This is a genomic window from Pseudomonas sp. B21-021 (genome assembly GCF_024749205.1).
Classification (GTDB): Bacteria; Pseudomonadota; Gammaproteobacteria; order Pseudomonadales; family Pseudomonadaceae; genus Aquipseudomonas; species Aquipseudomonas paraglycinae.
Map to the genome: position 1 here is coordinate 1,401,466 of NZ_CP087192.1, position 23,117 is coordinate 1,424,582.

General features: G+C 61.9%; 26 protein-coding genes. 8 read left to right on the forward strand and 18 right to left on the reverse strand.

The window, feature by feature from the left end; genetic code table 11:
* Nucleotides 1-43: 43 nt before the first annotated feature.
* Nucleotides 44-385 carry an MGMT family protein gene (locus tag LOY31_RS06175; protein ID WP_011332761.1) on the reverse strand — a complete coding sequence of 114 codons (342 nt, stop codon included), beginning with the start codon at nt 383-385 and terminating at the stop codon, nt 44-46.
* Between the two features lie 176 nt (nt 386-561).
* Between LOY31_RS06175 and LOY31_RS06180 the strand changes: the two genes are divergently transcribed.
* Nucleotides 562-1,569, forward strand: coding sequence for a DUF481 domain-containing protein (locus LOY31_RS06180; protein ID WP_007954986.1), 1,008 nt, complete (start codon nt 562-564; stop codon nt 1,567-1,569).
* A 118-nt stretch (nt 1,570-1,687) separates the two neighbouring features.
* Here the strand turns inward: LOY31_RS06180 and LOY31_RS06185 are convergent, their stop codons facing one another.
* Nucleotides 1,688-1,897, reverse strand: a complete 210-nt coding sequence (locus LOY31_RS06185) for a cold-shock protein (RefSeq protein WP_002554837.1) — start codon at nt 1,895-1,897, stop codon at nt 1,688-1,690.
* A gap of 353 nt (nt 1,898-2,250) precedes the next feature.
* Between LOY31_RS06185 and dcd the strand changes: the two genes are divergently transcribed.
* Together dcd and LOY31_RS06195 are read left to right on the forward strand one after the other, a co-directional pair.
* Nucleotides 2,251-2,817 carry a dCTP deaminase gene (gene dcd / locus LOY31_RS06190; RefSeq protein ID WP_007954988.1) on the forward strand — a complete coding sequence of 189 codons (567 nt, stop codon included), beginning with the start codon at nt 2,251-2,253 and terminating at the stop codon, nt 2,815-2,817.
* A 106-nt stretch (nt 2,818-2,923) separates the two neighbouring features.
* Nucleotides 2,924-3,133, forward strand: a complete 210-nt coding sequence (locus tag LOY31_RS06195) for a hypothetical protein (RefSeq protein ID WP_085605329.1) — start codon at nt 2,924-2,926, stop codon at nt 3,131-3,133.
* A gap of 39 nt (nt 3,134-3,172) precedes the next feature.
* Here LOY31_RS06195 and pdeM read toward each other — a convergent pair whose 3' ends face one another.
* From pdeM to LOY31_RS06250, 11 genes are all read right to left on the reverse strand, one after another.
* Nucleotides 3,173-3,829: a ligase-associated DNA damage response endonuclease PdeM gene (pdeM, locus tag LOY31_RS06200; protein WP_085605331.1), complete on the reverse strand. Its 657-nt coding sequence runs from the start codon at nt 3,827-3,829 to the stop codon at nt 3,173-3,175.
* On the reverse strand, nt 3,829-6,315 hold the full coding sequence (locus tag LOY31_RS06205; protein ID WP_221532878.1) for a ligase-associated DNA damage response DEXH box helicase: 2,487 nt from the start codon (nt 6,313-6,315) through the stop codon (nt 3,829-3,831). Before LOY31_RS06205 ends, pdeM begins: the two co-directional genes overlap by 1 nt.
* 59 nt (nt 6,316-6,374) lie before the next feature.
* Nucleotides 6,375-7,139, reverse strand: coding sequence for an ABC transporter ATP-binding protein (locus tag LOY31_RS06210; protein ID WP_007954993.1), 765 nt, complete (start codon nt 7,137-7,139; stop codon nt 6,375-6,377).
* A gap of 13 nt (nt 7,140-7,152) precedes the next feature.
* Nucleotides 7,153-8,271, reverse strand: coding sequence for a succinylglutamate desuccinylase/aspartoacylase family protein (locus tag LOY31_RS06215; protein WP_221532877.1), 1,119 nt, complete (start codon nt 8,269-8,271; stop codon nt 7,153-7,155).
* Between the two features lie 12 nt (nt 8,272-8,283).
* A complete protein-coding gene (locus LOY31_RS06220) occupies nt 8,284-8,994 on the reverse strand; it encodes an ABC transporter permease (RefSeq protein WP_007954996.1) in 711 nt (236 codons plus the stop codon).
* A complete protein-coding gene (locus tag LOY31_RS06225) occupies nt 8,991-9,719 on the reverse strand; it encodes an ABC transporter permease (protein WP_007955000.1) in 729 nt (242 codons plus the stop codon). The genes LOY31_RS06220 and LOY31_RS06225 overlap by 4 nt, the downstream gene beginning before the upstream one ends.
* Nucleotides 9,720-9,775: 56 nt before the next feature.
* Nucleotides 9,776-10,558, reverse strand: coding sequence for a transporter substrate-binding domain-containing protein (locus tag LOY31_RS06230; protein WP_007955002.1), 783 nt, complete (start codon nt 10,556-10,558; stop codon nt 9,776-9,778).
* A gap of 236 nt (nt 10,559-10,794) precedes the next feature.
* A complete protein-coding gene (locus tag LOY31_RS06235; RefSeq protein ID WP_258712974.1) occupies nt 10,795-12,483 on the reverse strand; it encodes an ATP-dependent DNA ligase in 1,689 nt (562 codons plus the stop codon).
* Nucleotides 12,480-13,514, reverse strand: coding sequence for a ligase-associated DNA damage response exonuclease (locus LOY31_RS06240; RefSeq protein ID WP_258712975.1), 1,035 nt, complete (start codon nt 13,512-13,514; stop codon nt 12,480-12,482). Before LOY31_RS06240 ends, LOY31_RS06235 begins: the two co-directional genes overlap by 4 nt.
* A 207-nt stretch (nt 13,515-13,721) precedes the next feature.
* Nucleotides 13,722-16,172, reverse strand: a complete 2,451-nt coding sequence (locus LOY31_RS06245; protein WP_258712976.1) for a penicillin acylase family protein — start codon at nt 16,170-16,172, stop codon at nt 13,722-13,724.
* 144 nt (nt 16,173-16,316) lie between these two features.
* Entirely contained in the window at nt 16,317-16,961 is a 645-nt protein-coding gene (locus tag LOY31_RS06250; RefSeq protein ID WP_258712977.1) for a glutathione binding-like protein, read from the reverse strand.
* Nucleotides 16,962-17,108: 147 nt separating this feature from the next.
* On the opposite strand from LOY31_RS06250, the gene LOY31_RS06255 reads away from it, so the two are divergent.
* Nucleotides 17,109-17,666 carry a cysteine hydrolase family protein gene (locus LOY31_RS06255; protein WP_085605347.1) on the forward strand — a complete coding sequence of 186 codons (558 nt, stop codon included), beginning with the start codon at nt 17,109-17,111 and terminating at the stop codon, nt 17,664-17,666.
* 148 nt (nt 17,667-17,814) lie between these two features.
* Here LOY31_RS06255 and LOY31_RS06260 read toward each other — a convergent pair whose 3' ends face one another.
* From LOY31_RS06260 to LOY31_RS06275, 4 genes are read right to left on the reverse strand one after another with little or no spacing between them, the layout of a single operon-like run.
* Complete coding sequence (locus LOY31_RS06260; protein ID WP_007955014.1) at nt 17,815-18,021, reverse strand: SEC-C metal-binding domain-containing protein; 207 nt, start codon at nt 18,019-18,021, stop codon at nt 17,815-17,817.
* A 5-nt stretch (nt 18,022-18,026) separates the two neighbouring features.
* Nucleotides 18,027-18,512 (reverse strand): LEA type 2 family protein, encoded by a 486-nt coding sequence (locus LOY31_RS06265; RefSeq protein ID WP_258712978.1) that lies wholly within the window; start codon nt 18,510-18,512, stop codon nt 18,027-18,029.
* Nucleotides 18,513-18,543: 31 nt separating this feature from the next.
* Nucleotides 18,544-19,020 (reverse strand): YchJ family protein, encoded by a 477-nt coding sequence (locus tag LOY31_RS06270; protein ID WP_221532873.1) that lies wholly within the window; start codon nt 19,018-19,020, stop codon nt 18,544-18,546.
* 4 nt (nt 19,021-19,024) lie between these two features.
* Nucleotides 19,025-19,522 (reverse strand): DUF6231 family protein, encoded by a 498-nt coding sequence (locus LOY31_RS06275; RefSeq protein ID WP_011332778.1) that lies wholly within the window; start codon nt 19,520-19,522, stop codon nt 19,025-19,027.
* Between the two features lie 199 nt (nt 19,523-19,721).
* Here LOY31_RS06275 and LOY31_RS06280 point away from each other — a divergent pair, with 199 nt between their 5' ends.
* The 4 genes from LOY31_RS06280 (at nt 19,722) to LOY31_RS06295 (ending at nt 22,421) form a co-directional block, all read left to right on the forward strand.
* The gene (locus tag LOY31_RS06280) at nt 19,722-20,417 is read left to right on the forward strand and encodes an OmpA family protein (RefSeq protein ID WP_007951999.1); all 696 of its coding nucleotides are present in this window, start codon (nt 19,722-19,724) and stop codon (nt 20,415-20,417) included.
* An 89-nt stretch (nt 20,418-20,506) separates the two neighbouring features.
* Nucleotides 20,507-21,229: an OmpA family protein gene (locus LOY31_RS06285; RefSeq protein ID WP_007952001.1), complete on the forward strand. Its 723-nt coding sequence runs from the start codon at nt 20,507-20,509 to the stop codon at nt 21,227-21,229.
* A gap of 162 nt (nt 21,230-21,391) precedes the next feature.
* Nucleotides 21,392-21,670, forward strand: coding sequence for a DUF1145 domain-containing protein (locus LOY31_RS06290; RefSeq protein ID WP_039771353.1), 279 nt, complete (start codon nt 21,392-21,394; stop codon nt 21,668-21,670).
* Entirely contained in the window at nt 21,663-22,421 is a 759-nt protein-coding gene (locus LOY31_RS06295) for a hypothetical protein (protein ID WP_007952004.1), read from the forward strand. The genes LOY31_RS06290 and LOY31_RS06295 overlap by 8 nt, the downstream gene beginning before the upstream one ends.
* A 139-nt stretch (nt 22,422-22,560) precedes the next feature.
* Here the strand turns inward: LOY31_RS06295 and LOY31_RS06300 are convergent, their stop codons facing one another.
* Nucleotides 22,561-23,025: a CopD family protein gene (locus LOY31_RS06300; protein WP_085697421.1), complete on the reverse strand. Its 465-nt coding sequence runs from the start codon at nt 23,023-23,025 to the stop codon at nt 22,561-22,563.
* Nucleotides 23,026-23,117: the final 92 nt, after the last annotated feature.

The window sequence follows — 23,117 nt, forward strand, 5'->3', positions numbered from 1 at the left end:
GGGCTGAAGTCTGCCTCAAGATTGCGAAAACAAAGCGCGCACTCTAACCGCTGTGCTCTACCGGACGCCAGCCATGGCGCCGAATATCCACACGATTGTTCAGGACGGTGATGCCTTCCATGCGCAATCGTGCCCGCTGTTCGTCCCCGGACGGGCTGCCCGCCGGCAGGCTGATCCGACCGCCGGCGCCGAGTACGCGGTGCCACGGCAGCTTGGTGTCGCCGGGCAATTGGCTCAGGGTCCGGCCGACCCAGCGGGCGGCGCGCCCCAACCCCGCCAGTTCGGCCAACTGACCATAGCTGACGACCTTGCCCTCAGGCACTTGGGCGAGGGTGGAATAGAGTGCCGTGCGTCGGATTTGCGGATCGTTTTCGCAGGCATGCATCGGGTCTGTCACGTGCGCGGTTCCTGAGCTTGATCGCGTTATGTCCTTAAGCGTAATCGGTGGAGGGGCAATTGAGAAATGAACTCAACAGAAATAGCCGGGTCACTCCTTGTCAGGGAATTATTCCTACGGATAATGCCGACCCTTTTTCGCAAACCAGAGTCCCCGATTCGCTTATGTTGTCCAGAACCCTGCTGTGCCTTGCTGTCTTCAGTGCGTCCACACCCTTGCTTGCCGATACCGTCTGGTTGAAGAACGGTGACAAGCTGAGCGGCAAAATCACGCTGTTCGACGGTGGCAAGTTGCTGGTCCAGACCCAGTACGCGGGTGCCGTGACCATCGACTGGAAGCAGGTCAAGACCCTGGAGAGCGATCAGGAGTTGCTGGTCAAGCAGGACGCCTACAACGGCGAGAAGGCCAAGTCGCTGAGCGCCGCCGAAGACGGCAAGGTCACTCTGGCCAACGGCGAAGCGCCGAAAACCGTGGAGCTGGCGAGCATTCAGCAGATTCTCAAGCCCAAACCGGTGGTCGAGGACCTGGTGTGGAAGGGCAATGTCGACCTGGCGTTGGATTATCAGCGTGCGGAAAAGGACACCGACGACTACGACATCGGCTTCAAGACGTCCGCCCGCCATGGTCGCTGGCGGCACACCGCCGAGGGCGAGTACAACCGCGAAGTGCAGGACGACGTGACCACCACCGACAACTGGCGCGCCGAGTACGCACTCGACCGCTTCCTGACGGACAAGTGGTTCTGGCAGGGCCGCCTGAACTACAAGCGCGATCACATCGAAGAGCTGGCGCGCCAGCGCGTGGTCGGTACCGGTCCGGGTTACCAGTTCTGGGATGACGAGCTGGGGGCATTCTCCCTGGGCTCGCTGCTCAACCGCACCGACTACCAGTATCGCGATGGCAGCAAGGACAACTTCTATTCAGTCGCCATGAAGTGGGACTACAACCGCTACCTGATCGGCAAGAAGGTAGAGTTCTTCACCAATGGCGAAGTCGGCAAGCCGCTGTCCGGTGTGGCCGATTATGCGCTGGATGCGGAAATGGGCCTGCGCTACAAGGTCACCGACTGGGCATCCCTCAACCTCAAGGCTGAGCGCGACATCATCAGCGGCACCGAGGATGCGGACTTGAGCAAGACCCGCTACACCGCCGGCTTCGGCGTCGCCTGGTAAGCAACAAAAAAGATCGCAGCCTTCGCAGGCTGCGATCTTTTTTTGTGCCCGGAAAAACAGACGCCCACAAAAAAGCCCCGCTTTTGAGGGCGGGGCCTTTTACTAAAGAAGCTACAAGTTAGATAACTTGTACTTCTTCAGCTTGCATGCCTTTCTGACCGCGGGTAGCGATGAAAGAAACCTGTTGGCCTTCTTTCAGGCTTTTGAAGCCGTCGGATTGGATAGCTTTGAAGTGAACGAACAGGTCGTCACCGGATTGTGGAGTGATGAAGCCGAAGCCTTTTTCATCGTTGAACCACTTAACGGTACCGGTTTGGCGATTAGACATGGTGTAACTCCTTGAACAAAGATAACTGCGACTCAGGAAGAACCCTGGCCGAGACTGAGTGCAAAGAGCAGGAAAAATTCTTGTAGATGGTTGGATCGAAATTCAACATATCGTGTAGAGATTCTCAGTGACACAAGCAGCACAGTGGCGCCACCTTAACCCTTTTTCCGGAACGTGCCAATGCTTCTTGCGAAGGTTTCTCTGTTTTAGGGATCGGCGGTGTGACGGTTCGTCGCCAGGCCGCGTAATTCCTGCACGTTCGGCGAGATTTGCAGCCCGGACTTTGAACCCGGCGGCGCGCCCGGTAAGATGCCGGACAGATTTTTTCCACCTCGCTATTCAGGACACCCGCCATGAGCATCAAATCGGACAAGTGGATTCGCCGCATGGCGCAGGAACACGGCATGATCGAGCCGTTCGTCGAGCGTCAGGTACGTGGCAGCGACGACAGCCGTGTGATCTCCTACGGTGTGTCGAGCTATGGCTACGATGTGCGTTGCACCAATCATTTCAAGGTGTTCACCAACATCAATTCGGCCATCGTCGATCCGAAGAACTTCGACGCCGGCAGCTTCGTCGACGTCCACAGCGACGTCTGCATCATTCCGCCGAACTCCTTCGCCCTGGCCACGACCGTTGAATACTTCCGTATTCCACGCAATGTCCTGACCATCTGCCTGGGCAAGAGCACCTACGCTCGCTGCGGCATCATCGTCAACGTCACCCCGCTCGAGCCCGAGTGGGAAGGCCAGGTGACCCTGGAGTTCTCGAACACCACCAACCTGCCGGCGAAGATCTACGCCAACGAAGGCGTGGCGCAGATGCTGTTCCTCGAATCCGACGAGGAATGCGAAGTCTCCTACAAGGATCGTGCGGGCAAGTACCAGGGCCAGCGTGGCGTGACCCTGCCTCGCACCTGATCCGTCCATCCGGCAGTTACCGGGAATTCTTCGGCGGGTAGACACTCTATGGGGTGTACTGCCCGTTTCGCGAACAGCGGGACGGGCCTTCGCCGAGGAGTGCTCCATGAAGATCGATCCGCAAATCACTGCCGAACTGGCAAGGCTCGAGCCCAATCAGATTGGCGTATTGGCCTGGTCCTTGTTGGCACACCCGCCCATCGCCATGGCTGGCGGAATTCCTCACCAGCCCGATCCCGATACCCCCAACGAAGAACCGACCGAGCCCGGCGAGCCTACGTTGCCGGACAAACCGCCACCTGCGCCCGTCGCTTGATTGAATGCATGGCCCGTCGGCGGAATCCTGAACAGGGCTTCAGCCGACGGGCCATATTTCGTTGTCGCCGATGACAAAGATCCGACAGCTGTCTTCCTTCTCCACCGGATAACCGCCGGTGAAGGCCCCGAACGCCGGCAGCAGGCTGATGCGTTCTCCCAGTCTGAAACACGCCAGACGCAAACGCTGACGTCCCTTGCCGTTCAACCGATAGACCGGGTGGACGTGGCCAGCAAGCACGTGGCGTTCAGCGTGCGGATCGGGTTCGTGCTGCAACGCGAAGGGCCCCAGCAGCATCGGCTCCGGCACCACCCGAATGTTCAGCGACTGCGGCGGATCACCGGCACGTTTATCGTGATTACCGCGAATCAGCGTGATCGGCAGATCGGCATAGCGTGAGCGCCACTCAGCCAAAACACTCAAAGTGCCCGGGGCATGCGAACCCGGCCCGTGCAGAAAGTCCCCAAGAAAGATCAGTTGCCGACACGGCAGTTTCGCCAGCAACTGCTCGATCACGGCGATGTTGCTCGCTGTCGTGCCCTGCGGCACCGGCTGCCCCAGGCGCCGATAAGCGGCAGCCTTGCCGAAATGCACATCGGCAATCAGCAGCGCCTGTTGCGCCGGCCAGTACAGCGCCTTTTCCGGCAGCAACCAGAGGTCTTCGCCTGCCAGACGCACGGGGTAGGGCGTGTTCATCAGGATTGGCCCTTGTCAGCGGTTTTCTCCAGATCGCCGACCATTCGGCGGATCCGGTCGGCGAGTTTTTCCGAGCTCATGCTTTCGCGCATGCGTTCCACCAGCAATGGAAACCCGAGCGGTGTAGGACGTTTGATCAGGTGCAGGTTCAGTTTCATCCGGTTGATTCGCTCCAGTGTCTGTTCCAGTCGACGAATATCCAGTTCTTCTCGTAGTACTTCTTCCCCGGCCTGCGCCAGTAGCAGGTTGTCGGCGTCGTATTGTTTGAACACTTCGAAGAACAGCCCGCTGGAGGCCTGCACCTGACGGGTGCTTTTCGGCGCGCCGGGGTAACCGGCAAACACCAGTCCGGCAATCCGCGCGATTTCCCGAAAGCGCCGCAGCGCCAGCTCCCCCGCGTTGAGGCTGGCCAGCACATCCCTCAATAAATCCTCGGGGCTGAGCAGGGCATCATCCAGTTGCACAGACCAGTCAACGGGCGTAGCGCTGAGCAATTCCAGTCCGTAATCGTTGACCGCAATCGAGAAAGTCACAGGCAGGCGCTGGCTGACCCGCCACGCCAGCAGGCTGGCCAGCCCCAGATGCACCTGACGTCCGGCAAACGGGTAGAGGAAAAGGTGCCAGCCTTCGCGGGATTTCAGCACTTCGGCCAGCAGATTGTTGACGGTCGGCAGGCCCGACCAGCGCATCTGCGTTTCCAGCAATGGTCGCAACGCCTGTATTTCCGGGCCGACAAATTCGCCGTGTGCCACCGCGCTGAATCGGGTGACCACCGCTTCGGCCAATTCATTGGAGAGCGGCATGCGTCCACCATTCCAGCGCGGCACGGCGGCTTTTTTCGCCGTGCTGCGTTTGACGTAGGCGGTCATGTTTTCCACCCGCACCAGTTCCAGCAAGCGCCCGGCGAACAGGAAGCCATCGCCGGGCTTGAGGCGGGCGATAAAGCCTTCTTCAACGCTGCCCAGTTGTTTGCCGCCCCCGCCCTTGCTCCAGAACTTCAAATGGATCGCGGCATCGCTGACGATGGTGCCGATGCTCATGCGATGGCGGCGCGCCAGGCGGGCATCGGGGACGCGCCAGATCCCGTGCTCATCCGGCTCGACCCGGCGGTAATCCGGGTACGCCGTCAGCGACATCCCGCCGTGACGTACGAAAGCCAGCGCCCAGGCCCAGTCCGCGAGCGTCAGGTCACGATAGGCCCAGGCACCACGGACTTCTTCGTACAGCTCATCGGGAACAAAGCCACCGCCCAGGGCCATGCTGACCAGATGCTGCACCAGCACATCCAGCGGTTTGTGCGGTGACAGTCGAGGTTCGATCCGCCGCTGCGCCACGGCATCGCGAGCGGCCGCGGCTTCGATCAGTTCCAGGCTGTGTGTCGGCACCAGGGTGACCCGCGACGTTCTGCCGGGCGCATGGCCCGAGCGTCCGGCACGCTGCATCAGGCGCGCCACGCCTTTGGCCGAACCGATTTGCAGCACCCGCTCAACCGGCAGGAAATCCACCCCCAGATCCAGACTTGAAGTGCAGACCACGGCTTTGAGTTGACCATTCTTCAGCGCTTGCTCGACCCAGTCGCGAGTGTCGCGGGACAGCGAACTGTGGTGTAGCGCGATCAACCCGGCCCAGTCCGGCCGCGCTTCCAGCAACGCCTGATACCAGATTTCCGATTGCGCCCGGGTGTTGGTGAACACCAGGCTGCTGGCGCAGACGTCCAGTTCGGCAACGACCTGCGGCAACATTTTCAGACCGATGTGCCCGGCCCAAGGAAAGCGTTCTATCGCCGGCGGGAGCAGGGTGTCGACCTTGAGCGACTTTTCGCTTTGTCCCTGAATACTGATGCCGCCACCTTGTGGGATCAGCACCTGTTCGGCGTGGGACTGATTGCCCAGCGTCGCGGAAACGCCCCAGACGATCAGCCCCGGATGCCAGCGGCGCAACCGGGCGAGGGCCAGTTGCAATTGCACGCCACGTTTGTTGCCGAGCAATTCGTGCCATTCATCCACCACGACCATGCGCAATGTCGACAGCGCCGTTTGCGCGTCCGCGCGGGCGAGCATCAGGGTCAGGCTCTCCGGGGTGGTAATCAGCGTGGTCGGCAGGCGTCGGTTCTGGCGGGCTCGCTCGCTGCTGCCGGTGTCGCCGGTGCGCAGGCCGACGCTCCAGGGAATCTGCAGATCGTCCAGCGGCGTTTGCAGGGCGCGCGCAGTGTCGGCGGCCAGCGCCCGCATCGGCGTGATCCACAAGACGGTCAGCGGTTCGGCGGGTGGTGGGCGTTTGCGAGTGGTTGCAGCAACAGGCCCGGAGCGGGCAAAGCGATTGAGCGCGGCAAACCACACCGCGTAGGTTTTACCGGCGCCGGTGCTGGCGTGCAGCAGGCCGGATTCGCCACGTTTGACCGCCGCCCACACCTGCTTCTGAAAGGCGAACGGCTTCCAGTCGCGGGCGCTGAACCAGTGTTTGGCGAAGTCGGTGGAAGTGCCCATGCCGGCGACGTGTGCTCTGAAGGTGTTCCTTCAGTGACCGCGCCGGCCGGGCAATAGTTTTACTTGAGATTGCCGCTGAGGAATTGCTTCAGGCGTTCGCTTTTCGGATTGCCCAGCACTTCTTCGGGCGCGCCTTCTTCTTCCACCAGCCCCTGATGCAGGAACAGCACCTGGCTCGAGACCTTGCGCGCAAAGCTCATTTCATGGGTGACCATGATCATGGTCCGGCCTTCTTCGGCCAGGCCCTGAATCACCTTGAGCACTTCGCCGACCAGCTCCGGGTCCAGCGCCGAAGTCGGTTCATCGAACAGCATGACTTCCGGCTCCATCGCCAATGCCCGGGCAATCGCCACCCGTTGCTGCTGACCACCGGAGAGAAACGCCGGGTACTGATCCGCCACTCGTGCCGGCAGACCGACCTTTTCCAGATAACGCCGGGCGCGGTCGTCGGCTTCCTGTTTGCTGCAACCCAGCACCCGGCGCGGGGCCATGGTGATGTTTTCCAGCACGGTCATGTGGCTCCACAGGTTGAAGTGCTGGAACACCATCGCCAGCCGGGTGCGCAGGCGTTGCAGTTCATCGGCGTCGGCGACGTGCATGCCGTGGCGGTCGGTGACCATGCGGATCGCCTGGCCATCGAGGCTCATTGCGCCGTCGTTGGGTTGTTCGAGAAAGTTGATGCAGCGCAAGAAGGTGCTTTTGCCCGAGCCGCTGGCGCCGATCAGGCTGATCACGTCGCCGGTCTTGGCCTTGAGCGAGACGCCTTTGAGCACCTGATGGTCGCCATAGCTTTTGTGCAGGCCTTCAACGGTCAATTTGTACATGGGACAGGCATCCTCAAGGCGAAAGTAGATAGCCGCTGCGATAGGCTTCGGCGCCCGCGACGTGGGCGATCACCATACCGGCGGTGGCCATGCGCCGCAGCGAGCGGGCATAGAGCAGACCGGAAGCGGTGCAATGGACTGGTGTGACCCGGTCGCTGATCGGGTCGATGATTTCGGCGATTTTCTGCCCGGCTTCCAGCCACTGTCCGGGTGTGGCGCTGTAGACCAGCAGGCCGCCGACGGGAGTGGCTACCGGTTCCACGCCGGCCAGCGGTGTGGCGGGATGTGGCAGCGCCGGCAAGGCTTTGGGCTCACCGACGATAGCGCCGAAATGGATCAGGTAATCGATCAGCGCCTGGCAATCGCGACTGGCCAGCGGATGGGTGACATCTCCCTGGCCACGCAATTCGACGGTGACCGAGAAACTGCCCAGCGGAATCTCGAAGTGTTCGCCGAAGCGCTCCTTCAATTGCCACCACAGCAGGGTGAAGCACTCGTCGAACGACTGGCCGCCGGAGTCGGTGGCCAACAGGCTCGCCTGGGATTCGATATAGCGCGCCAGCGGCTCGACCTGCGGCCAGGCCTCGGGCGTGGTGTAGAGGTGAACCACGGATTCGAAATCGCAATGCAGGTCGAGCACCATGTCCGCATCGCAGGCCAGTCGTTGCAGGGTCAGGCGCTGGGATTGCAGTTGGGTCGTGGCGGTGTGGCGGGCGAGGGCGTTGCGCAGGCTGGACCGGATCAGTTCGAGGTTGCGCTGCGGGTCATCGTTTAGTTGCGCTTCGATTTCGTTGCCGATTTCTTCGCTGAGGTCGACGAACCAGCGGTTGAAGTTCTGTCCGCTCTCCAGCTCGTAGCGGCCCAGCGGCACGTCCATCAGCACCTGTTCGAGGCCGACCGGGTTGGCCACCGGCACCAGCACGATTTCGCTGCGCAGGCGCCCGGCGGCTTCCAGCTCCGCCAGACGCTGCTTGAGGTGCCAGGCCACGAGCATGCCGGGCAGTTCGTCGGCATGCAGCGAGGACTGGATGTAAATCTTGCCCTGGGCCTTGTCCGGGCCGAAGTGAAAACTGTGGATCTGTCGTGCGGTCCCCGGCAGCGGGGCCAGCAGGTCATGTATCTGGTGGCGCATCTCAAAAGGGTCCTAGTGGGTCGGGCCGAGGAAGGCCAGCCATCGGCGTTCGGCAAGGCGGAACAGGCCGACCAGCGCAAAGGTGATGGTCAGGTAGATCAGCGCGGCGATGCCGAACGACTGGAAGGTCAGGAAGGTCGCCGAGTTGGCGTCCCGCGCGACTTTCAGGATGTCGGGGATGGTCGCGGTGAAAGCCACGGTGGTCGAGTGCAGCATCAGGATCACTTCGTTGCTGTAGTACGGCAACGAACGGCGCAGCGCCGACGGCATGATCACGTAGGCATACAGCTTCCAGCCGGTCAGGCCGTAGGCCTTGGCCGCTTCGACTTCGCCGTGGTTCATGCTGCGGATGGCCCCGGCGAAAATTTCCGTGGTGTAGGCGCAGGTGTTGAGGGCGAAGGCCAGGATCGTGCAGTTCATCGCATCGCGAAAGAAACTGTCGAGCACCGGTTGCGCGCGCACGGCGGCCAGGCTGTAGATCCCGGTGTAGCAGATCAGCAACTGGATATAGAGCGGCGTGCCACGGAACAGGTAGGTGTAGAACTGCACCGGCCAGCGAATGTAGAAGTGCGGCGACACCCGGGCGATCGACAGCGGTATCGACACGAGGAAACCGAAGAAGATCGAGGCGCTGAGCAGCCACATCGTCATCGCCAGCCCGGTGATGTTCTGGCCGTCGGTATAAAGGAAGGCTTTCCAGTATTCCTGCAGGAGTTCGATCATCGTACGGCCTCCCGGGCACCGGCGGCGTAGCGGCGTTCGAGCCAGCGCAGGATGATGTTCGAGGCACTGGTGATCAGCAGGTAGATCAACGCGGCGAGAACCAGGAAGTAGAACAGTTGATAGGTGCTCTTGCCGGCGTCCTGCGCGGCCTTGACCAGATCGGCCAGGCCGATGATCGAAACCAGCGCGGTGGCCTTGAGCATCACCATCCAGTTGTTGCCGATGCCCGGCAGGGCGAAGCGCATCATTTGCGGGAACACCACGAAACGAAAGCGCTGGCCGCGCTTGAGGCCATAGGCGGTGGCGGCTTCGACCTGACCGCGCGGTACGGCGAGAATCGCCCCGCGAAAGGTTTCAGTGAAGTACGCGCCATAAATGAAGCCCAGGGTCAGGACCCCGGCGCTGAACGGGTCAATCTCGATGTATTCCCATTCCAGGTAATCGGTGAGCGTCGTCAGCCAGGTTTGCAGGCTGTAGAAGATCAGCAGCATCAGCACCAGGTCCGGCACCCCGCGAATCAGCGTGGTGTAGAGCTGGGCGGGCAGGCGCAGCAGTTTGACTTTTGACAGCTTGGCACTGGCGCCGAGCAGGCCGAGCAACACGGCCACCAGCAGCGACAACGCCGACAATTTGATGGTCATCCAGGTGCCTTCCAACAGCAAAGGGCCGAAACCCTTGAGGCTGAAGGCGGAGAGCCCCAGATTTTGTAAGAGGTTTTCGAACATAAATCAGCAACCTGACTGAATGAAAAAGGCGCCCATCGAGGATGGGCGCCGGGGCATTATTTGCCGCTGTACAGATTCAGATCGCCAAAGTGTTTCTTTTGAATCTCGGCGTATTTGCCATCATCGTGTAACGCTTTGATACCTTTATCCAAAAGCGCTTTCAGCTCGGTGTTACCTTTCTTAATACCGACAGCGGTCTTGGCTGGCAGCAAGTGGTTGTCGACCGGCTCGCTGACCGCATAGTCGGCGCCCTGTGGCGACTTCAGAAAGCCCAGTTCAGCCTGCAACATGTCCTGAATGCCCGCATCGAGACGGCCGGAAGTCAGGTCGGAATACACCTGATCCTGATTCTGATAGGCCTGGGTTTTCACACCGGCCTTGTCCAGCACGGCTTTGGCGTAGGCTTCCTGGATGGTGCCTTGCTCGTAGCCGACGGTTTTGCCTTTCAGGGAAGCGACGTCGTCGGTGATGCCCGAACCTTTTTTCGACACGTAGGCCGTCGGGCCGGAGAACAGCTCGCTGGAGAAGTCGATGACTTTTTCGCGGGCCTCGGTAACGGTCATCGACGAGATCACACCGTCGAATTTATTGGCCTTGAGGCCCGGAATCATACCGTCGAAGTCACTTTCGACCCATTTGCACTTGACCTTCAGCTCGGCGCAGATCGCGTTGCCCAGATCGATGTCGAAGCCAACCAGGCTGCCGTCTGCCGCTTTCGACTCGAACGGTGCGTAGGAAGGGTCAACGCCAAACCGCAGTTCTTTGTATTCCTTGGCCAGCGCGGAACCGGCGGCCATGCACAACGCCAGTGCAGAAAGGGTCAGCAATGCTTTTTTCATTATTCAATCCCTAAGAACCAATATGAGCGCTTGTGGCGCGGAATGATTGTTACTGGAGCGCTTACGACTTATAGAAAGTAGCAATTTCCGAACCAGAGTTCCGAACAAGTGTTTTAAAAGGTGTAGGAAGTGCATGCCGGGGCCGGTCAGTGCACGAAAACGGGCGCGCCGGAAAAGCTGCACCAGGTTGGTTCGTGGGAACGATCGGGGTGAGGGGGGAGTATCGGGGGAAAGGGTCAGACCAACAGGTCTTGCAAGGTCGCCAGGCTGTCGGCCTCGTCCACGGTCTTGTCCTGGCGCCAGCGCAGCATGCGCGGGAAGCGCACGGCGATGCCGCTCTTGTGCCGGCGGGAGAGGGCGATGCCTTCGAAGCCCAGTTCGAACACCAGACTCGGTTTCACGCTGCTGACCGGGCCGAACTTTTCGACGGTGGTCTTGCGCACGATGCTGTCGACTTCGCGCATTTCCGCGTCGGTCAGCCCGGAATAGGCCTTGGCGAACGGCACCAGCGCCCGCGCACTGGAGCCGGGCGGGCCGTCCCACACCGCAAAGGTGTAATCGCTGTAGAGACTGGCGCGGCGACCATGCCCGCGCTGGGCGTAGATCAGCACCGCGTCGACGCTGAACGGGTCGACCTTCCATTTCCACCACACGCCCATGTCCTTGGTGCGGCCAACGCCGTACATCGCGTCGCGAGCCTTGAGCATCATGCCTTCAACCCCCAGGCGTCTGGAGGCCTCGCGCTGGCGGGCGAGGTCGAACCAGTCGTCCCCTGTCAGGATCGGCGAAGGCAACAGCACCGGGTTGTTGCAGCGGGCGATGACTTGTTCCAGTTGTTCACGACGCTTGGCTTGGGGCTGGTTGCGCCAGTCTTCGCCCTGCCATTCGAGCAGGTCGTAGGCGAGTACCACCACCGGCGCGTCTTCAAGGATTTTCCGGTCCAGCGACTTGCGGCCGATCCGCTGCTGCAACAGCGCGAAGGGTTGCACCGCCGGGGCTTCTGTCGACTGCGGATCGAAGGCGTCTTCGGTAACAGGGCGCTGGTTCTTCCAGACCACGATCTCGCCATCGATCACCGTGCCGTCGGGCAAACCGTGCACCAGCGTGTCGAGTTCGGGAAATCGCTCGGTGACCAGTTCTTCGCCCCGGGACCAGATCCACAGCTTCCCGTCGCGCTTGACCACTTGCGCGCGGATGCCATCCCACTTCCATTCCACCTGCCAGTTACTGGCCGGCCCGAGCAGTGCGTCGAAGGTCTCCACCGGTTGCGCCAGGGCGTGGGCGAGAAAGAACGGGTAGGGCTGGCCGCCGCGCTGGGCGTGTTCGTCGCTGGATTCAGGGGCGATCAGTTTCAGGTAACTGGCGGCGTTCGGCCGGTTGGACAGGTCGGTGTAACCCACCAGCCGTTGCGCCACGCGTTTGCTGTCCAGCCCGGCCATGGAGGCCAGGGCGCGGGTCACCAGCAGTTTGGACACGCCGACCCGGAAGCTGCCGGTGATCAATTTGATGCACAGCATCAGGCTCGGCCGATCCAGTTGCGCCCACAGCGCGGGCAACTGGTGAGCGAGGTATTCAGGGGTTTCACCGCGCAGGGGCAGCAGTTTGTCTTCGATCCACTCGGCGAGCCCGGCCTCGGAGGTGTGCGGGTGTTCCGGCAGCACCAGCGAGATGGTTTCCGCCAGATCGCCGACTGCTTGATAGCTCTCCTCGAACAGCCATGGCGAAAGCCCGGACATCTCGACCGCGAGTTCTCGCAGGATCCGCACCGGCACCAGTTGCCGAGGCCGCCCGCCGGACAAAAAGTACACCGCCCACGCGGCATCCTGCGGTTGCGCCTGGGCGAAGTAGGTTTGCATGGCCGCCAGTTTGGCGTTGCTGGAGGTGGTGGCGTCGAGTTCGGCGTACAACCCGGCGAAGTCTTTCATGGTTGCACCTCGGCAACGGCGGGCGTGGCGGTGGACAGCTCTTCTTCATCGTCACCGTATTCGGTGTTGAAACCTTGTGCGTCCAGCCCTTTTTCGCGCAGATGACGCACCAGCACGCCAATCGAGCCGTGGGTGACCATGACCCGCTCGGCGCCGGTCTGTTCGATGGCCCACAACAGGCCGGGCCAGTCGGCGTGATCCGAAAGCACGAAACCGCGATCGACCCCGCGCCGCCGGCGGGTGCCGCGCAGGCGCATCCAGCCGCTGGCGAAGCTGTCGCTGTAATCGCCGAAACGGCGCATCCAGCTGCTGCCGCCGGCCGAGGGCGGGGCGATGACCAGCGCCTGGCGCATCATCGGGTCGTTCTTTTTCACATCGCCGGCGTAGAGGGTTGGCGGCAGGTAGACGCCGGCCTCGCGGTACACGCGGTTCAGTGGCTCGACCGCTCCGTGGCTGAGGATCGGCCCGAGGGTTTCGTCGATGCCGTGGAGAATCCGCTGGGCCTTGCCGAACGAATAGCAGAACAGCACGCTGGCCTTGCCGGCCTCGATGTTGGCCTGCCACCACTGATTGATCTCGGCGAACACCTGCGCCTGCGGCTGCCAGCGGTAGATCGGCAGGCCGAAGGTCGATTCGGTGATGAAGGTGTGGCAGCGCACCGGTTCGAACGGCGCGCAGGTGCCGTCGGGTTCGATCTTGTAGCCGCCGGACGCGACCCAGACTTCGCCGCCATATTCCAGCCGCACCTGAGCCGAGCCAAGCACATGGCCGGCGGGATGAAAACTTAAGGTGACGCCGTGGTGGGTCAGGCGCTGGCCGTAGTCGAGGGTTTGCAGGTTGATGTCCGCGCCCAGACGCGCGCGCAGAATCCCTTCGCCGGCGCTGGCAGCCAGGTAATGCTGGTTGCCGCCACGGGCATGATCGCCATGGGCATGGGTGATCACCGAGCGCTCGACGGGCCGCCACGGGTCAATGTAGAAATCCCCGGCGGGGCAGTAGAGGCCTTCGGGGCGGGCGATAACAAGGTCCATGGCGTTACCGGAATGGAGGGACTTGTTAGCTATGAGGTTGGCGCGAAGTCAGAAGTTCTATTGATTTTCTGAACTGTCGCACGATCGTTCCCACGCTCTGCGTGGGAATGCCTCAAGGGACGCTCTGCGTCCAGTGACGCGGAGCGTCACGGGCTGCATTCCCACGCGGACGGTTCGACGCCTCGACGTGGGAACGATCATGGGGGGTTATTTGCCGGGGGTAAGCGTCAACCGCGTCTTGCCATACACCCGGTCAAAGTTCTGCGGCTGCATCGGCAAGCCGATGTACTGGCCCTTGAGCCACGGATCGATGCCGTTCAGGTAGTTCGGGCTCACCGGATTCCCGGATTGCCCCGTCCCGTTCTGCCCCATCAACGGTTCGCTCTGACCGAAATCGACGATGAATCGCATCGACGGCGCACGCGTGGTGTTGAAATCCTGGCCCCAGGCAAACGCTGCGGTGTTCAAGGTGGTGTGGTCGCCGCCCGCCGCGATCGGGCCGCGAACGGTCTGGCCGTTGGCATTCTTCCACTCGTAGCGGTGCAGTTTGCCCCACTGCCAGGCCCGGCGGTCGCCGCTCAATTGGCTGTCGCCGGCGCTGATCGCTGCCGCCAGACTACGGGCGAGGATCGTCGGTTTGTCTTCTTTTTGCGGGGTGCGGGCGTCGTCCCAGAACGGGCTGTCTTCGCGGCCCAGCAAGTGATCGGCCTGGGCAGCGTAGGACAGATCGCCATTGGCGATAAACGCTTTCCACGCCGGGCTGCCTTGCGGGCCGAGCTCGTCGAGGAAGATCTGCTTCATGCTTTCCTGCAGGAACAGCTCGTAGATCGCCGCATCGGCGGAAGTCGGGCTGAGCTTGCCGTCGAAGGCCATCAGACGGGTGTAGGCCTCGCGGGCCTTGCTGCGCTCGGCTTCCGGCAGTGCGTCGATCGCCTGTTTCAGCGGCTGCGCCATGCCCGGTGCCTCGAACATTTTCTTCAGTTTGGCGGCGAAGGTGGTGGTCTGGTCGTACTGCATGGCGATCACGCTGCGACCGTCGTGTTTACTGCTGCCGGCCAGTTCGGCCAGGCGCTCGCCACGCTCCGGCGCCGCCCAGGAATTGGACAGTTGCATGCCGTAGCCGTGAGGGATGACCCGCTGGTTGGCGGTGCCGAGCCAGCCTTGGGCCGGGTCCTGATCGTACGGGTGCAGCATCGGGTCGGCGTAACCGTCCCAGTCATAGCGACCTTCCCAGCCCGGCGACGGCAGCAGACCTTCACCTTCACGGCGATTCGGGAACCGCCCGGTAACTTGCCAGCCAATGTTGCTGGCGTCGGCAAACACCAGATTCAGCGCGATGGCGCGGATTTCCCGGCTGGCGTCGGAGGCGCGCTCAACGTTCTGCGCGCGGCTCAGATCGAAAAACGCATCGAGGGATTTGTCGTCGGTGAAGCTCGGCGTCTGCAAGGCCAGGCCAAAACCCGCGCCCTGAGCGGCAGCCTGGGTGCTGTTGAGCAGCGCGCCATGGCGGGTTTCGTACACCGCTTCGCGAATCGGCCGTTGGCCTTTGACGAAGTAGGTTTCGTTGCGCACCGCAACCGGTTGCCACTTGCCGTTGACCTCGTAGGACAACGTGCTGCCCTGACGACGGATTTTTTCCAGGAACAGGTCCTGGTTATCGCCGAGCACGCTGGTCAGGCTCCACGCCACCTTGCCGTTGAAACCGCCGAGCACCATCGGCAGACCGGCCACGGTCACGCCGGCGGCCTGGTATTTCGGAGCGCGGATCTGCACGAAACTCCACAGCGACGGCGCAGCCAGCGGGCCATGGCTGTCGCTGGCCAGCAGGCTCTTGCCGCTGCGGCTGCGTTGCGGGGCGATGGCCCAGTTGTTCGATGACTGAGTGCCCAGCAGGTTGATGGCGGCCAGTTGTTCGCTGGCGTTGCTCAGCTCCGTCAGCCCCGGAATCTGCCCGTTGAGCTTGATGCCTTGCAGCTTGTCGGCTTCGGCCAGCGGCAGGTTTTCGTCGGGAGCGGACGGGGTCAGCCACGCCAGTTTGTCGTTGGTCACGGTCTGCGCCAGCACCAGCGAAGCGATTTCTTCCGGCAGGTTGGCCGACTGGCTGAAGTTCAGCAGGCAGAAGATCAGCGCCGAATCTTCCGGTTTCCAGTATTCAGGCTTGTAGCCGCTGGAGGCCAGATCACCCGGCAACTTGTCGGCATAGCGGAACAGGTAGGCGTTGACACCCCGCGCATAGACTTCGAAGAAGCGCTTGAGCCGTGGCGACGAAGCCTTGTACAGCTCGCCTGCGCTTTTCTTCAGGTTGACGGCGCGCATGTAGCGGTCGGCGTCGAGCATCGATGCGCCGGACATTTCCGCCAGACGCCCCTGGGCCAACAGGCGCAGGGTGACCATCTGATTGATCCGGTCGCTGGCGTGCACGTAACCGAGTGCGAACAGCGCGTCGTGGAAGCTGTTGCTTTCGATCAGCGGCATGCCCATGGCATTGCGGCGTACCGAAACGTTCTGCGCCAGGCCCTTGAGCGGCTGCACACCGGAGGTCGGCGGGAGGGTGTCCTGGGCGTTCCAGGTCTGACAACCGGTCAGGCTCAGAACACCGGCCACTGCTGCGGCAACGCCGAACCGGGGAAGAAAATGTGAAAGGGCTGGCGAGGCCATGGCAAAGCTCCTGCGGGGGTGTAGAGGCTGGGGGCGCAATAAAGCCGCTACGTTAGTGAGCAGGAGGGGGCCGCGCAAGCGGGGCGAGCGGTTATTTCTTCCCGTTGATCGTTCCCGCGCACGGGAACGATCAGGCCGGGTGACTCAAGCCTTCGGCGGATTGATCTTCTGCACCAGCGCGTAGGCCTTCACGGTCGCCGGGCGATCCTTGATGTGGTTGAACCAGCGCTGCACGTTCGGGAAGTCTGCCAGGTCCTGGCTCTGCCACTTGTGCGAGACGATCCACGGGTAGATCGCCATGTCGGCGATGCTGTATTCGCTGCCGGCGACGAACTCGTTGTTGGCCAGTTGCTTGTCCAGCACCCCGTACAGGCGCGCGGTTTCATCGATGTAGCGCTTGATCGCGTAGGGGATTTTTTCCGGCGCGAACTGGCTGAAATGATGGTTCTGCCCGGCCATCGGCCCCAGCCCGCCCATTTGCCAGAACAGCCATTGCAGCGCCACCTGGCGGCCACGCAGATCCTTGGGCAGGAACTTGCCGGTCTTTTCCGCGAGGTACAGCAGGATCGCCCCGGACTCGAACAGCGACAACGGTTCGCCGCCGTCAGCCGGTTCATGATCGACGATCGCCGGGATGCGGTTGTTCGGTGCGATTTTCAGAAAGTGCGGCTGGAACTGCTCGCCCTGGCTGATATTGATCGGGTGCACGTCGTAGCGCAGGCCCGCTTCTTCGAGGAACAGGGAAATCTTGTGGCCGTTGGGCGTGGTCCAGTAATACAGGTCGATCATGGAAAGCTCCAAATCAGGAAAATGGCTTACATGCGGACAGCAAACGCCGGCTTCAGGTTGTCCTGTGTGCGTTCGATAGCTTGCTTAGTCACAGGAGGTGATGCTCAAGTACGGGAAATTCAATGACCCCGCGTGAGAAAAATCGCCATGGAACTCAAGGCCAGCGCTGCACTGATCATCATCGACCAGCAAAAAGGCATTCTGGAACCGCGTCTGGGGCGGCGGAACAATCCGTCGGCCGAAGAGCGGATTCTCGATTTGCTGAGTTTCTGGCGACGCAGCGGGCGGCCGGTGATCCACGTGCAGCACCTGTCGCGCTCGCCGGATTCGGTGTTCTGGCCCGAGCAGTCAGGCGTGGATTTTCAGGAAAGGTTTTTGCCGCAGGACGGCGAGTGGCTGATCCAGAAACAGGTACCGGATGCGTTTTGTGCGACAGGCCTTGAGGCGAAGTTGCGTGAGGCGGGGATCGGGCAATTGGTCATCGTCGGCGTGGCGACGAACAACTCGGTGGAGTCCACGGCGCGCACGGCAGGCAATCTGGGGTTTGACGCGTGGGTAGCGGAGGATGCGTGCTTTACCTTCGACAAGGCCGACTATTTCGGCACGTTGCGTTCGGCGCAAGAGGTGCATGCGATGTCGCTGGGGAACTTGCACGGGGAGTATGCGACGGTGGTCGGAACCGAGCACATTCTGGCGGCAGGCTGAAAAGCTTCCAGTGAATGGGCAGGCCCCTTCGCGAGCAAGCCCGCTCCCACATTTGCCTGCATTCCGTCAGAAGGAATACGGTCGAATGTGGGAGCGGGCTTGCTCGCGAAGGCGGTATCTCAGGCGAAGAAGATAATTGCCTGAAACATCAAGCGCCGTGGCACTTCTTGAATTTCTTGCCGTTGCCGCATGGGCAAGGGTCGTTGCGGCCAACGTCTTTCAGGGCGTTGCGCACCGGTTCCTGGTGAGCGTGGCCGCAGTTCGGGCCGTGGACATGGCCATGGTCGTGATCATGGTGGTGATGGTCATGATCGTGGTTGCAGTCTGGGCCATGGACATGAGGTTGCTGGGTCATCGGGGTCACTCCGTAATCAAATCGGCGGGGATTATCACGCCATTGCGCGCCAGGTGCACGTAGTGAGCGATGAATAAACCGGTTTCCATCTCGCCTTCCAATCGGTAGGGAATCTGCTGGTGCGGGTTTTTCAGCATTTTCACCACCTCTTTCACCTTCGGCCACAGGTTGGTACGGATCGGCACGTTGTAAAACGCGCTGCTTTTGGGGTTCACCGTGATCCATTGTTCGTGCTCGCCCTCGGCCAGCAACATGTCGGCCAGGTGTATGCGGTATTCCAGGCCGCGCACCGTCAGGTCGCTGTCGTTGGGGTTGTCGATGCGAAAGTGCAGGATGAATTTCTGTTCCAGCAACTTGGCGCGCACCACTTCGACTTTCACCAGGTGAACGGCGGGGTCGCGGGCGTCGTCGGTAAACCATGACGCGCAGCCGCCGAGCCCCAGAAACACGAGCAGTGAGAAGACCTGGAATGTGCGCCAATGACCGAGCATGGTTTAACTCCCTTTGCTGCCCAGTCTAGCTTCAGCTGCCGAAATACCCCGCACAGCATTTCTTGAACTTCTGGCCGCTGGCGCACGGGCAGGCGTCGTTGCGGCCCAGCTTCAGTTGCACGGTCGGGTCGATGAAGTACCAGCGCCCGTTGTTCTGCACGAACGAGGAGCGCTCGCGGTGGCTGTGCTCGCCCTGACCGTCATGCCAGCGCGCGGTGAACGTGACGAACGCGTGTTCCGGCTGGCCGCCGAGCACTTCCGAACTTTCCACGTCCAGACCGAGCCAGGTGCTCTGGGCGCTCCAGTCGCTGATCGATTGGCGATCCAGCCCCGCTTGCTGGGCGGGCAGGGTGGTGGCCACCAGATAATCGATAAGACCCAGCACATAGGCGCTGTAGCGCGAGCGCATCAGGGCTTCGGCGCACGGGGCCGGGTGGCCGGCGTGATAGTGACCGCAGCAGGCATCCAGCAGGTTGCCGCTGCCGCAAGGGCAAATGGCTGTACTCATTGCATTACCACCAGTATTTCCCGAAGTTTTCCGGATTGGCCCAGAACCGCGAGTTGAGCCAGTCGGGGACTTGTTTGTAGTCAAGCAGATCGTAGGTGAACAGGGTCAGCACCTGCTCGTCACGGGCGAAGCGTTCGCTGGCTTGCAGGGCCAGGGAATAAAAATCGGTTTCCTGCCAGCCACTGGCCGGCAGATCCGCCAGCACGGCGATGCGGCTGGCGTTGAGGTTGCGGATCCCGCCCAACAGATTCAGGCCGTCGCGCTTGGGCAAATGTTCCAGGCAATCGACCACCAGCGCCAGGTCGAAACGGCGGGCCGCCAGTTCCGCCGGCAATGCACCGGGCGCGGCGTGCGCGACGCAGGTGTCCGGGTGCGCTTCCTTAAAGGCAGCCAGCGCCGGGAATTCGCTGGCGCCGATCAGCAGCAGACGTGCCGGGGCATAGCGGTCGAGCAGGGCGGCCAATGCCTGCTGCGGCGTGCGGGAAGAAATGGCGACGTTCATCGAAGCTCCTCAATCAGAGCGCCAAGACTAGCCTGCCCGGACGCCAAGGCCTAGATCTCTGTCTCGCGGGTTTGCGGCAAATTCGTCGAAGTCCCGTGAACAGGCGCACAAACAGCAATGGCCTATTGCTGGCGGAGATTAAAACTCCGGTCTTTACTCCCTGAATCGGTTCTAAGCCGATCCCTCAGGAGAAAACTAGATGAGCATAGTTCGGACAGCATTACCCTTGGTTCTGCTAACCAGTGTGTTGACTGGTTGCGCAGGTTTGCAGAAAACCGACTGGCCGACCTGTGCGGCAGTCGGTGGTGTCGTCGGTGCGGGTCTCGGTGCGACCGAAAGCTCCGCATGGGCGGGGTATGGCGCGTTACTCGTCGGCGGTACGGCAGCAGCCTATTGCTGGGTTCACGGTGATGGCGATGAAGACGGCGATGGTGTGCCGGACAGTCGCGACAAGTGCCCGGGCACGCCTAAAGGCGTACAGGTCGATGCTGACGGCTGCCCTCCACCAGCCCCTGCGCCAGTGGTCGAAGAAGCTGTAGTGGTCAAGGAAGAAACCATTGTCATCCGCGATGTTCACTTCCAGTTCGACAAGGCCACGCTGACCCCGGCCGACAAACTGGTCCTGGATAAAGTCGCCACGCGCCTGAAACAGGAAACCAGCACGGCACAACTGACCGTGACCGGCCACACCGACAGCGTCGGCAGCGATGCCTACAACCAGAAACTGTCGGATCGCCGCGCGCACTCGGTGGTCAAGTACCTGGTCGAAAGCGGTGTACCGCAAAGCAGCTTCGTGTCGGTGACCGGTGCCGGTGAAAGCCAGCCGGTGGCAGACAACAAAACTGCGGACGGACGTGCGCTGAACCGTCGTACCGAAATCAAAATCAACCGCTAGCCCCCTCGCATCCGCGGCTTGTGCAGTCGCGGATGCGGGTCTTTACTCCTGTGTAACCGGTATGGGCCGGTGACACAGGAGCTTTAACGATGAGTGTTCTTACAAGGTCCGTCTTGCCGGTTCTGCTGCTGGGCAGCCTGTTGACCGGTTGCGCCACCCACAGCGATGGCACCGCTCCCCTCAATCAACGTACCTGGCCGATCTGCAGCCTTATTGGCGGACTGGTCGGCGGCGGTCTCGGCGCGCTCGAAAGTGGCGGCTGGGCCGGCGGTGGCGCTGCGCTGGGGATCCTCACCGGCGGATTGATCTGCTATGCCCAGGATGGCGATGAAGACGACGACGGCGTGTTCGATCGCCGCGACCGTTGCCCCGATACCCCGGCCAATACCCCGGTCGACCACCGTGGCTGTCCGCTGCCGCAATACCCGGTCACCGAGAAACCGGCCGAACCGGCCCCGCAAACCGAAGTCATCACCCTCAACGATGCCGGCAACGTGCTGTTCGACTTCGACAAGTCCGATCTGAAACCGGCCGCGAAAAGCCAGCTGGACACGCTGATGGACAAACTGCGCAATGCCGATGTGGTGAGCATCAAGGTCATAGGCCACACCGACAGCAAGGGTTCGGATGCCTACAACCAGGCACTTTCGGAACGTCGCGCCAGCAGCGTGGCGGAGTATTTGCTGAGCCAGGGCCTGGCGCCAAACAAACTCACCAGTGAAGGGCGCGGCGAAAGCGAACCGGTCGCCGATAACAACACGGACGAGGGGCGTGCGCAGAACCGTCGGGTGGAACTGCACATCAATCGTTAGGATGAGTCTGTAGTCCGCAGGCTAGAGCTGTCGGTCGATGAACGTCGTCGAACCGGCAGCCATCCGGCGGCGGTCCGGTTTTTTTCATTTTCCCCTCTGGCTTATCCCCTGCAGAAGCCGTTACTGTGCGCCCAAAGAATAATTCGCAACACGGGGGAGCGTATGAAGGTGTTCTGTGGGCTGGGGCGATTGTTGACCCTGCTGTTCTGCTGCGTGGTGCTGGCCAATCAGCTGGTGCCGTTTGTTCATCCGCTGCACCTGCTGGTCAATCTGGCGGGCGGTCTGCTGCTGGCGATCCACGTACTCGAAGTGCTGCTGTGCAACCGCAGTCTCAAGGGGCGTCCGCACCCTTGGCGTGATCGTGGCCGTATCCTGTTGTTCGGCGTATTCCACCTGCAAACCATCCCGGCCCCGGCCGCTCCGGAGGCTTCCCATGCGTAAACTCTGCCTGCTCGCTGCATTCATCAGTCCCCTGGCCTGCGCCCAGGTGGTCAGCGTCGAAACCAACTCGCTGATGCGTCTGCCGAACACCGCCAGCACTCTGCAACTGGAGAAACTGGTGGTCGCCGATTACGGCACTTTGCTGATTCCTTCGAACGTGACCGAACTGAGTGTCGGCGAATTGCAACTGGGCCATGAAGCGCGCATTGCCATCGTGCCGAGCGAACAGGCGCTGGAGATGAAAGTCATCCGCGCTCAACTTGCCGAAGGCAGCCAGATTACCGCCCGTGGCGCACCGGGCACGTACGAAAAAGCCGCCCGCGCCGGGCGCAATCTGAATCTGCAATTCAAGGCGTTGAATGCGCCGAAACTGGTGGTCGATGCCCGTGGCGGCACCGGTGCGCCGGGTTTTGTCGGGCTTGATGGCGCCAACGGTCAGGAGCCGGGTTGCACCTGGGGCCAGGCGGGACACGGTTTTGATGGCAGCAACGGCAGCGACGGTCAGCCGGGTGCACCGGGCGCACTGGTGCGTCTTGAAGTGCCGCGCGAGTTTCCGGCCGAGCTGATCAAGGTCGAAGTCGCCGGCGGTGCCGGTGGCCCGGCCGGTCCTGGCGGCAAGCCGGGGGCGGGTGGCAAGTCCAAGGGCTGCCTGGTCTATCGCGCCGATGGCGGCAAGAGCGGCAAGCCGGGGGCCGACGGGCAGCCGGGGCCTGCGGGTGCGGCGGGGTCTGTCACTGTACAGCGCTTGTAACCGATTGCTCTCACCTTCGTTGATCGTTCCCACGCTCCGCGTGGGAATGCCTCAAGGGACGCTCTGCGTCCAGTGACGCGGAGCGTCACGGGCTGCATTCCCACGCAGAGCGTGGGAACGATCAGGCAAAACGCGCTCGTCAGAACGAGGGGCGCGCAGCAGCCACCGCCACCAGCACCATCCCGACCAGCAGATTGAACCCCACCACCTTGCGAATCCGCCCCAGCACTGCCGCACCCGCCGGCCAGTCCTTCGCCTGCACCGCCGTGCGCAGTTCCGGCAGCATCAACGCCTGAATCCGGATGAACAGCGCGGTCATCACCACATACAGCCCCATCATCACCTGCACATAACGCGGCGCGTTGTCGAAGGCGATGTGTTGCAGGTGCAGCATGCCCACCCCGGTGACCGGCAGCAGAATCACCGCCCCCCACACCCAACGAAAAAAACCTTGAAACACTTCCACCCAGAGCGTCAGGCGCCCGGGGCCGTCCAGTGCCTTCATCGCCGCAGGGCGCAGCACCATCCAGGCGAAAAACATACCGCCGACCCACACCAGCGCGGCCAGTACATGGATGGGGTAAACGAGGCTAAAAGGTGTCATTGGGGTACTCCGTTCTGCGCAGGATCGATTCGCGGGGTATGATAGCCGCCGAACCGAACCACTGAAAATTTATCCAGCGTTTTTTGCGCCCG

What these genes read in the sequence shown, in the direction of transcription:
- LOY31_RS06230 (WP_007955002.1), bottom strand. Translation starts at nt 10,558, where the DNA reads ATGAAAAAAGCATTGCTGACCCTTTCTGCACTGGCGTTGTGCATGGCC.
- LOY31_RS06240 (WP_258712975.1), bottom strand. Translation starts at nt 13,514, where the DNA reads ATGGACCTTGTTATCGCCCGCCCCGAAGGCCTCTACTGCCCCGCCGGG.
- LOY31_RS06285 (WP_007952001.1), top strand. Translation starts at nt 20,507, where the DNA reads ATGAGTGTTCTTACAAGGTCCGTCTTGCCGGTTCTGCTGCTGGGCAGC.
- LOY31_RS06235 (WP_258712974.1), bottom strand. Translation starts at nt 12,483, where the DNA reads ATGAAAGACTTCGCCGGGTTGTACGCCGAACTCGACGCCACCACCTCC.
- pdeM (WP_085605331.1), bottom strand. Translation starts at nt 3,829, where the DNA reads ATGAACACGCCCTACCCCGTGCGTCTGGCAGGCGAAGACCTCTGGTTG.
- LOY31_RS06195 (WP_085605329.1), top strand. Translation starts at nt 2,924, where the DNA reads ATGAAGATCGATCCGCAAATCACTGCCGAACTGGCAAGGCTCGAGCCC.
- LOY31_RS06265 (WP_258712978.1), bottom strand. Translation starts at nt 18,512, where the DNA reads ATGCTCGGTCATTGGCGCACATTCCAGGTCTTCTCACTGCTCGTGTTT.
- LOY31_RS06300 (WP_085697421.1), bottom strand. Translation starts at nt 23,025, where the DNA reads ATGACACCTTTTAGCCTCGTTTACCCCATCCATGTACTGGCCGCGCTG.
- LOY31_RS06260 (WP_007955014.1), bottom strand. Translation starts at nt 18,021, where the DNA reads ATGACCCAGCAACCTCATGTCCATGGCCCAGACTGCAACCACGATCAT.
- LOY31_RS06295 (WP_007952004.1), top strand. Translation starts at nt 21,663, where the DNA reads ATGCGTAAACTCTGCCTGCTCGCTGCATTCATCAGTCCCCTGGCCTGC.
- LOY31_RS06270 (WP_221532873.1), bottom strand. Translation starts at nt 19,020, where the DNA reads ATGAGTACAGCCATTTGCCCTTGCGGCAGCGGCAACCTGCTGGATGCC.
- LOY31_RS06175 (WP_011332761.1), bottom strand. Translation starts at nt 385, where the DNA reads ATGCATGCCTGCGAAAACGATCCGCAAATCCGACGCACGGCACTCTAT.
- LOY31_RS06250 (WP_258712977.1), bottom strand. Translation starts at nt 16,961, where the DNA reads ATGATCGACCTGTATTACTGGACCACGCCCAACGGCCACAAGATTTCC.
- dcd (WP_007954988.1), top strand. Translation starts at nt 2,251, where the DNA reads ATGAGCATCAAATCGGACAAGTGGATTCGCCGCATGGCGCAGGAACAC.
- LOY31_RS06290 (WP_039771353.1), top strand. Translation starts at nt 21,392, where the DNA reads ATGAAGGTGTTCTGTGGGCTGGGGCGATTGTTGACCCTGCTGTTCTGC.
- LOY31_RS06215 (WP_221532877.1), bottom strand. Translation starts at nt 8,271, where the DNA reads ATGCGCCACCAGATACATGACCTGCTGGCCCCGCTGCCGGGGACCGCA.
- LOY31_RS06180 (WP_007954986.1), top strand. Translation starts at nt 562, where the DNA reads ATGTTGTCCAGAACCCTGCTGTGCCTTGCTGTCTTCAGTGCGTCCACA.
- LOY31_RS06205 (WP_221532878.1), bottom strand. Translation starts at nt 6,315, where the DNA reads ATGGGCACTTCCACCGACTTCGCCAAACACTGGTTCAGCGCCCGCGAC.
- LOY31_RS06255 (WP_085605347.1), top strand. Translation starts at nt 17,109, where the DNA reads ATGGAACTCAAGGCCAGCGCTGCACTGATCATCATCGACCAGCAAAAA.
- LOY31_RS06210 (WP_007954993.1), bottom strand. Translation starts at nt 7,139, where the DNA reads ATGTACAAATTGACCGTTGAAGGCCTGCACAAAAGCTATGGCGACCAT.
- LOY31_RS06220 (WP_007954996.1), bottom strand. Translation starts at nt 8,994, where the DNA reads ATGATCGAACTCCTGCAGGAATACTGGAAAGCCTTCCTTTATACCGAC.
- LOY31_RS06245 (WP_258712976.1), bottom strand. Translation starts at nt 16,172, where the DNA reads ATGGCCTCGCCAGCCCTTTCACATTTTCTTCCCCGGTTCGGCGTTGCC.
- LOY31_RS06185 (WP_002554837.1), bottom strand. Translation starts at nt 1,897, where the DNA reads ATGTCTAATCGCCAAACCGGTACCGTTAAGTGGTTCAACGATGAAAAA.
- LOY31_RS06225 (WP_007955000.1), bottom strand. Translation starts at nt 9,719, where the DNA reads ATGTTCGAAAACCTCTTACAAAATCTGGGGCTCTCCGCCTTCAGCCTC.
- LOY31_RS06280 (WP_007951999.1), top strand. Translation starts at nt 19,722, where the DNA reads ATGAGCATAGTTCGGACAGCATTACCCTTGGTTCTGCTAACCAGTGTG.
- LOY31_RS06275 (WP_011332778.1), bottom strand. Translation starts at nt 19,522, where the DNA reads ATGAACGTCGCCATTTCTTCCCGCACGCCGCAGCAGGCATTGGCCGCC.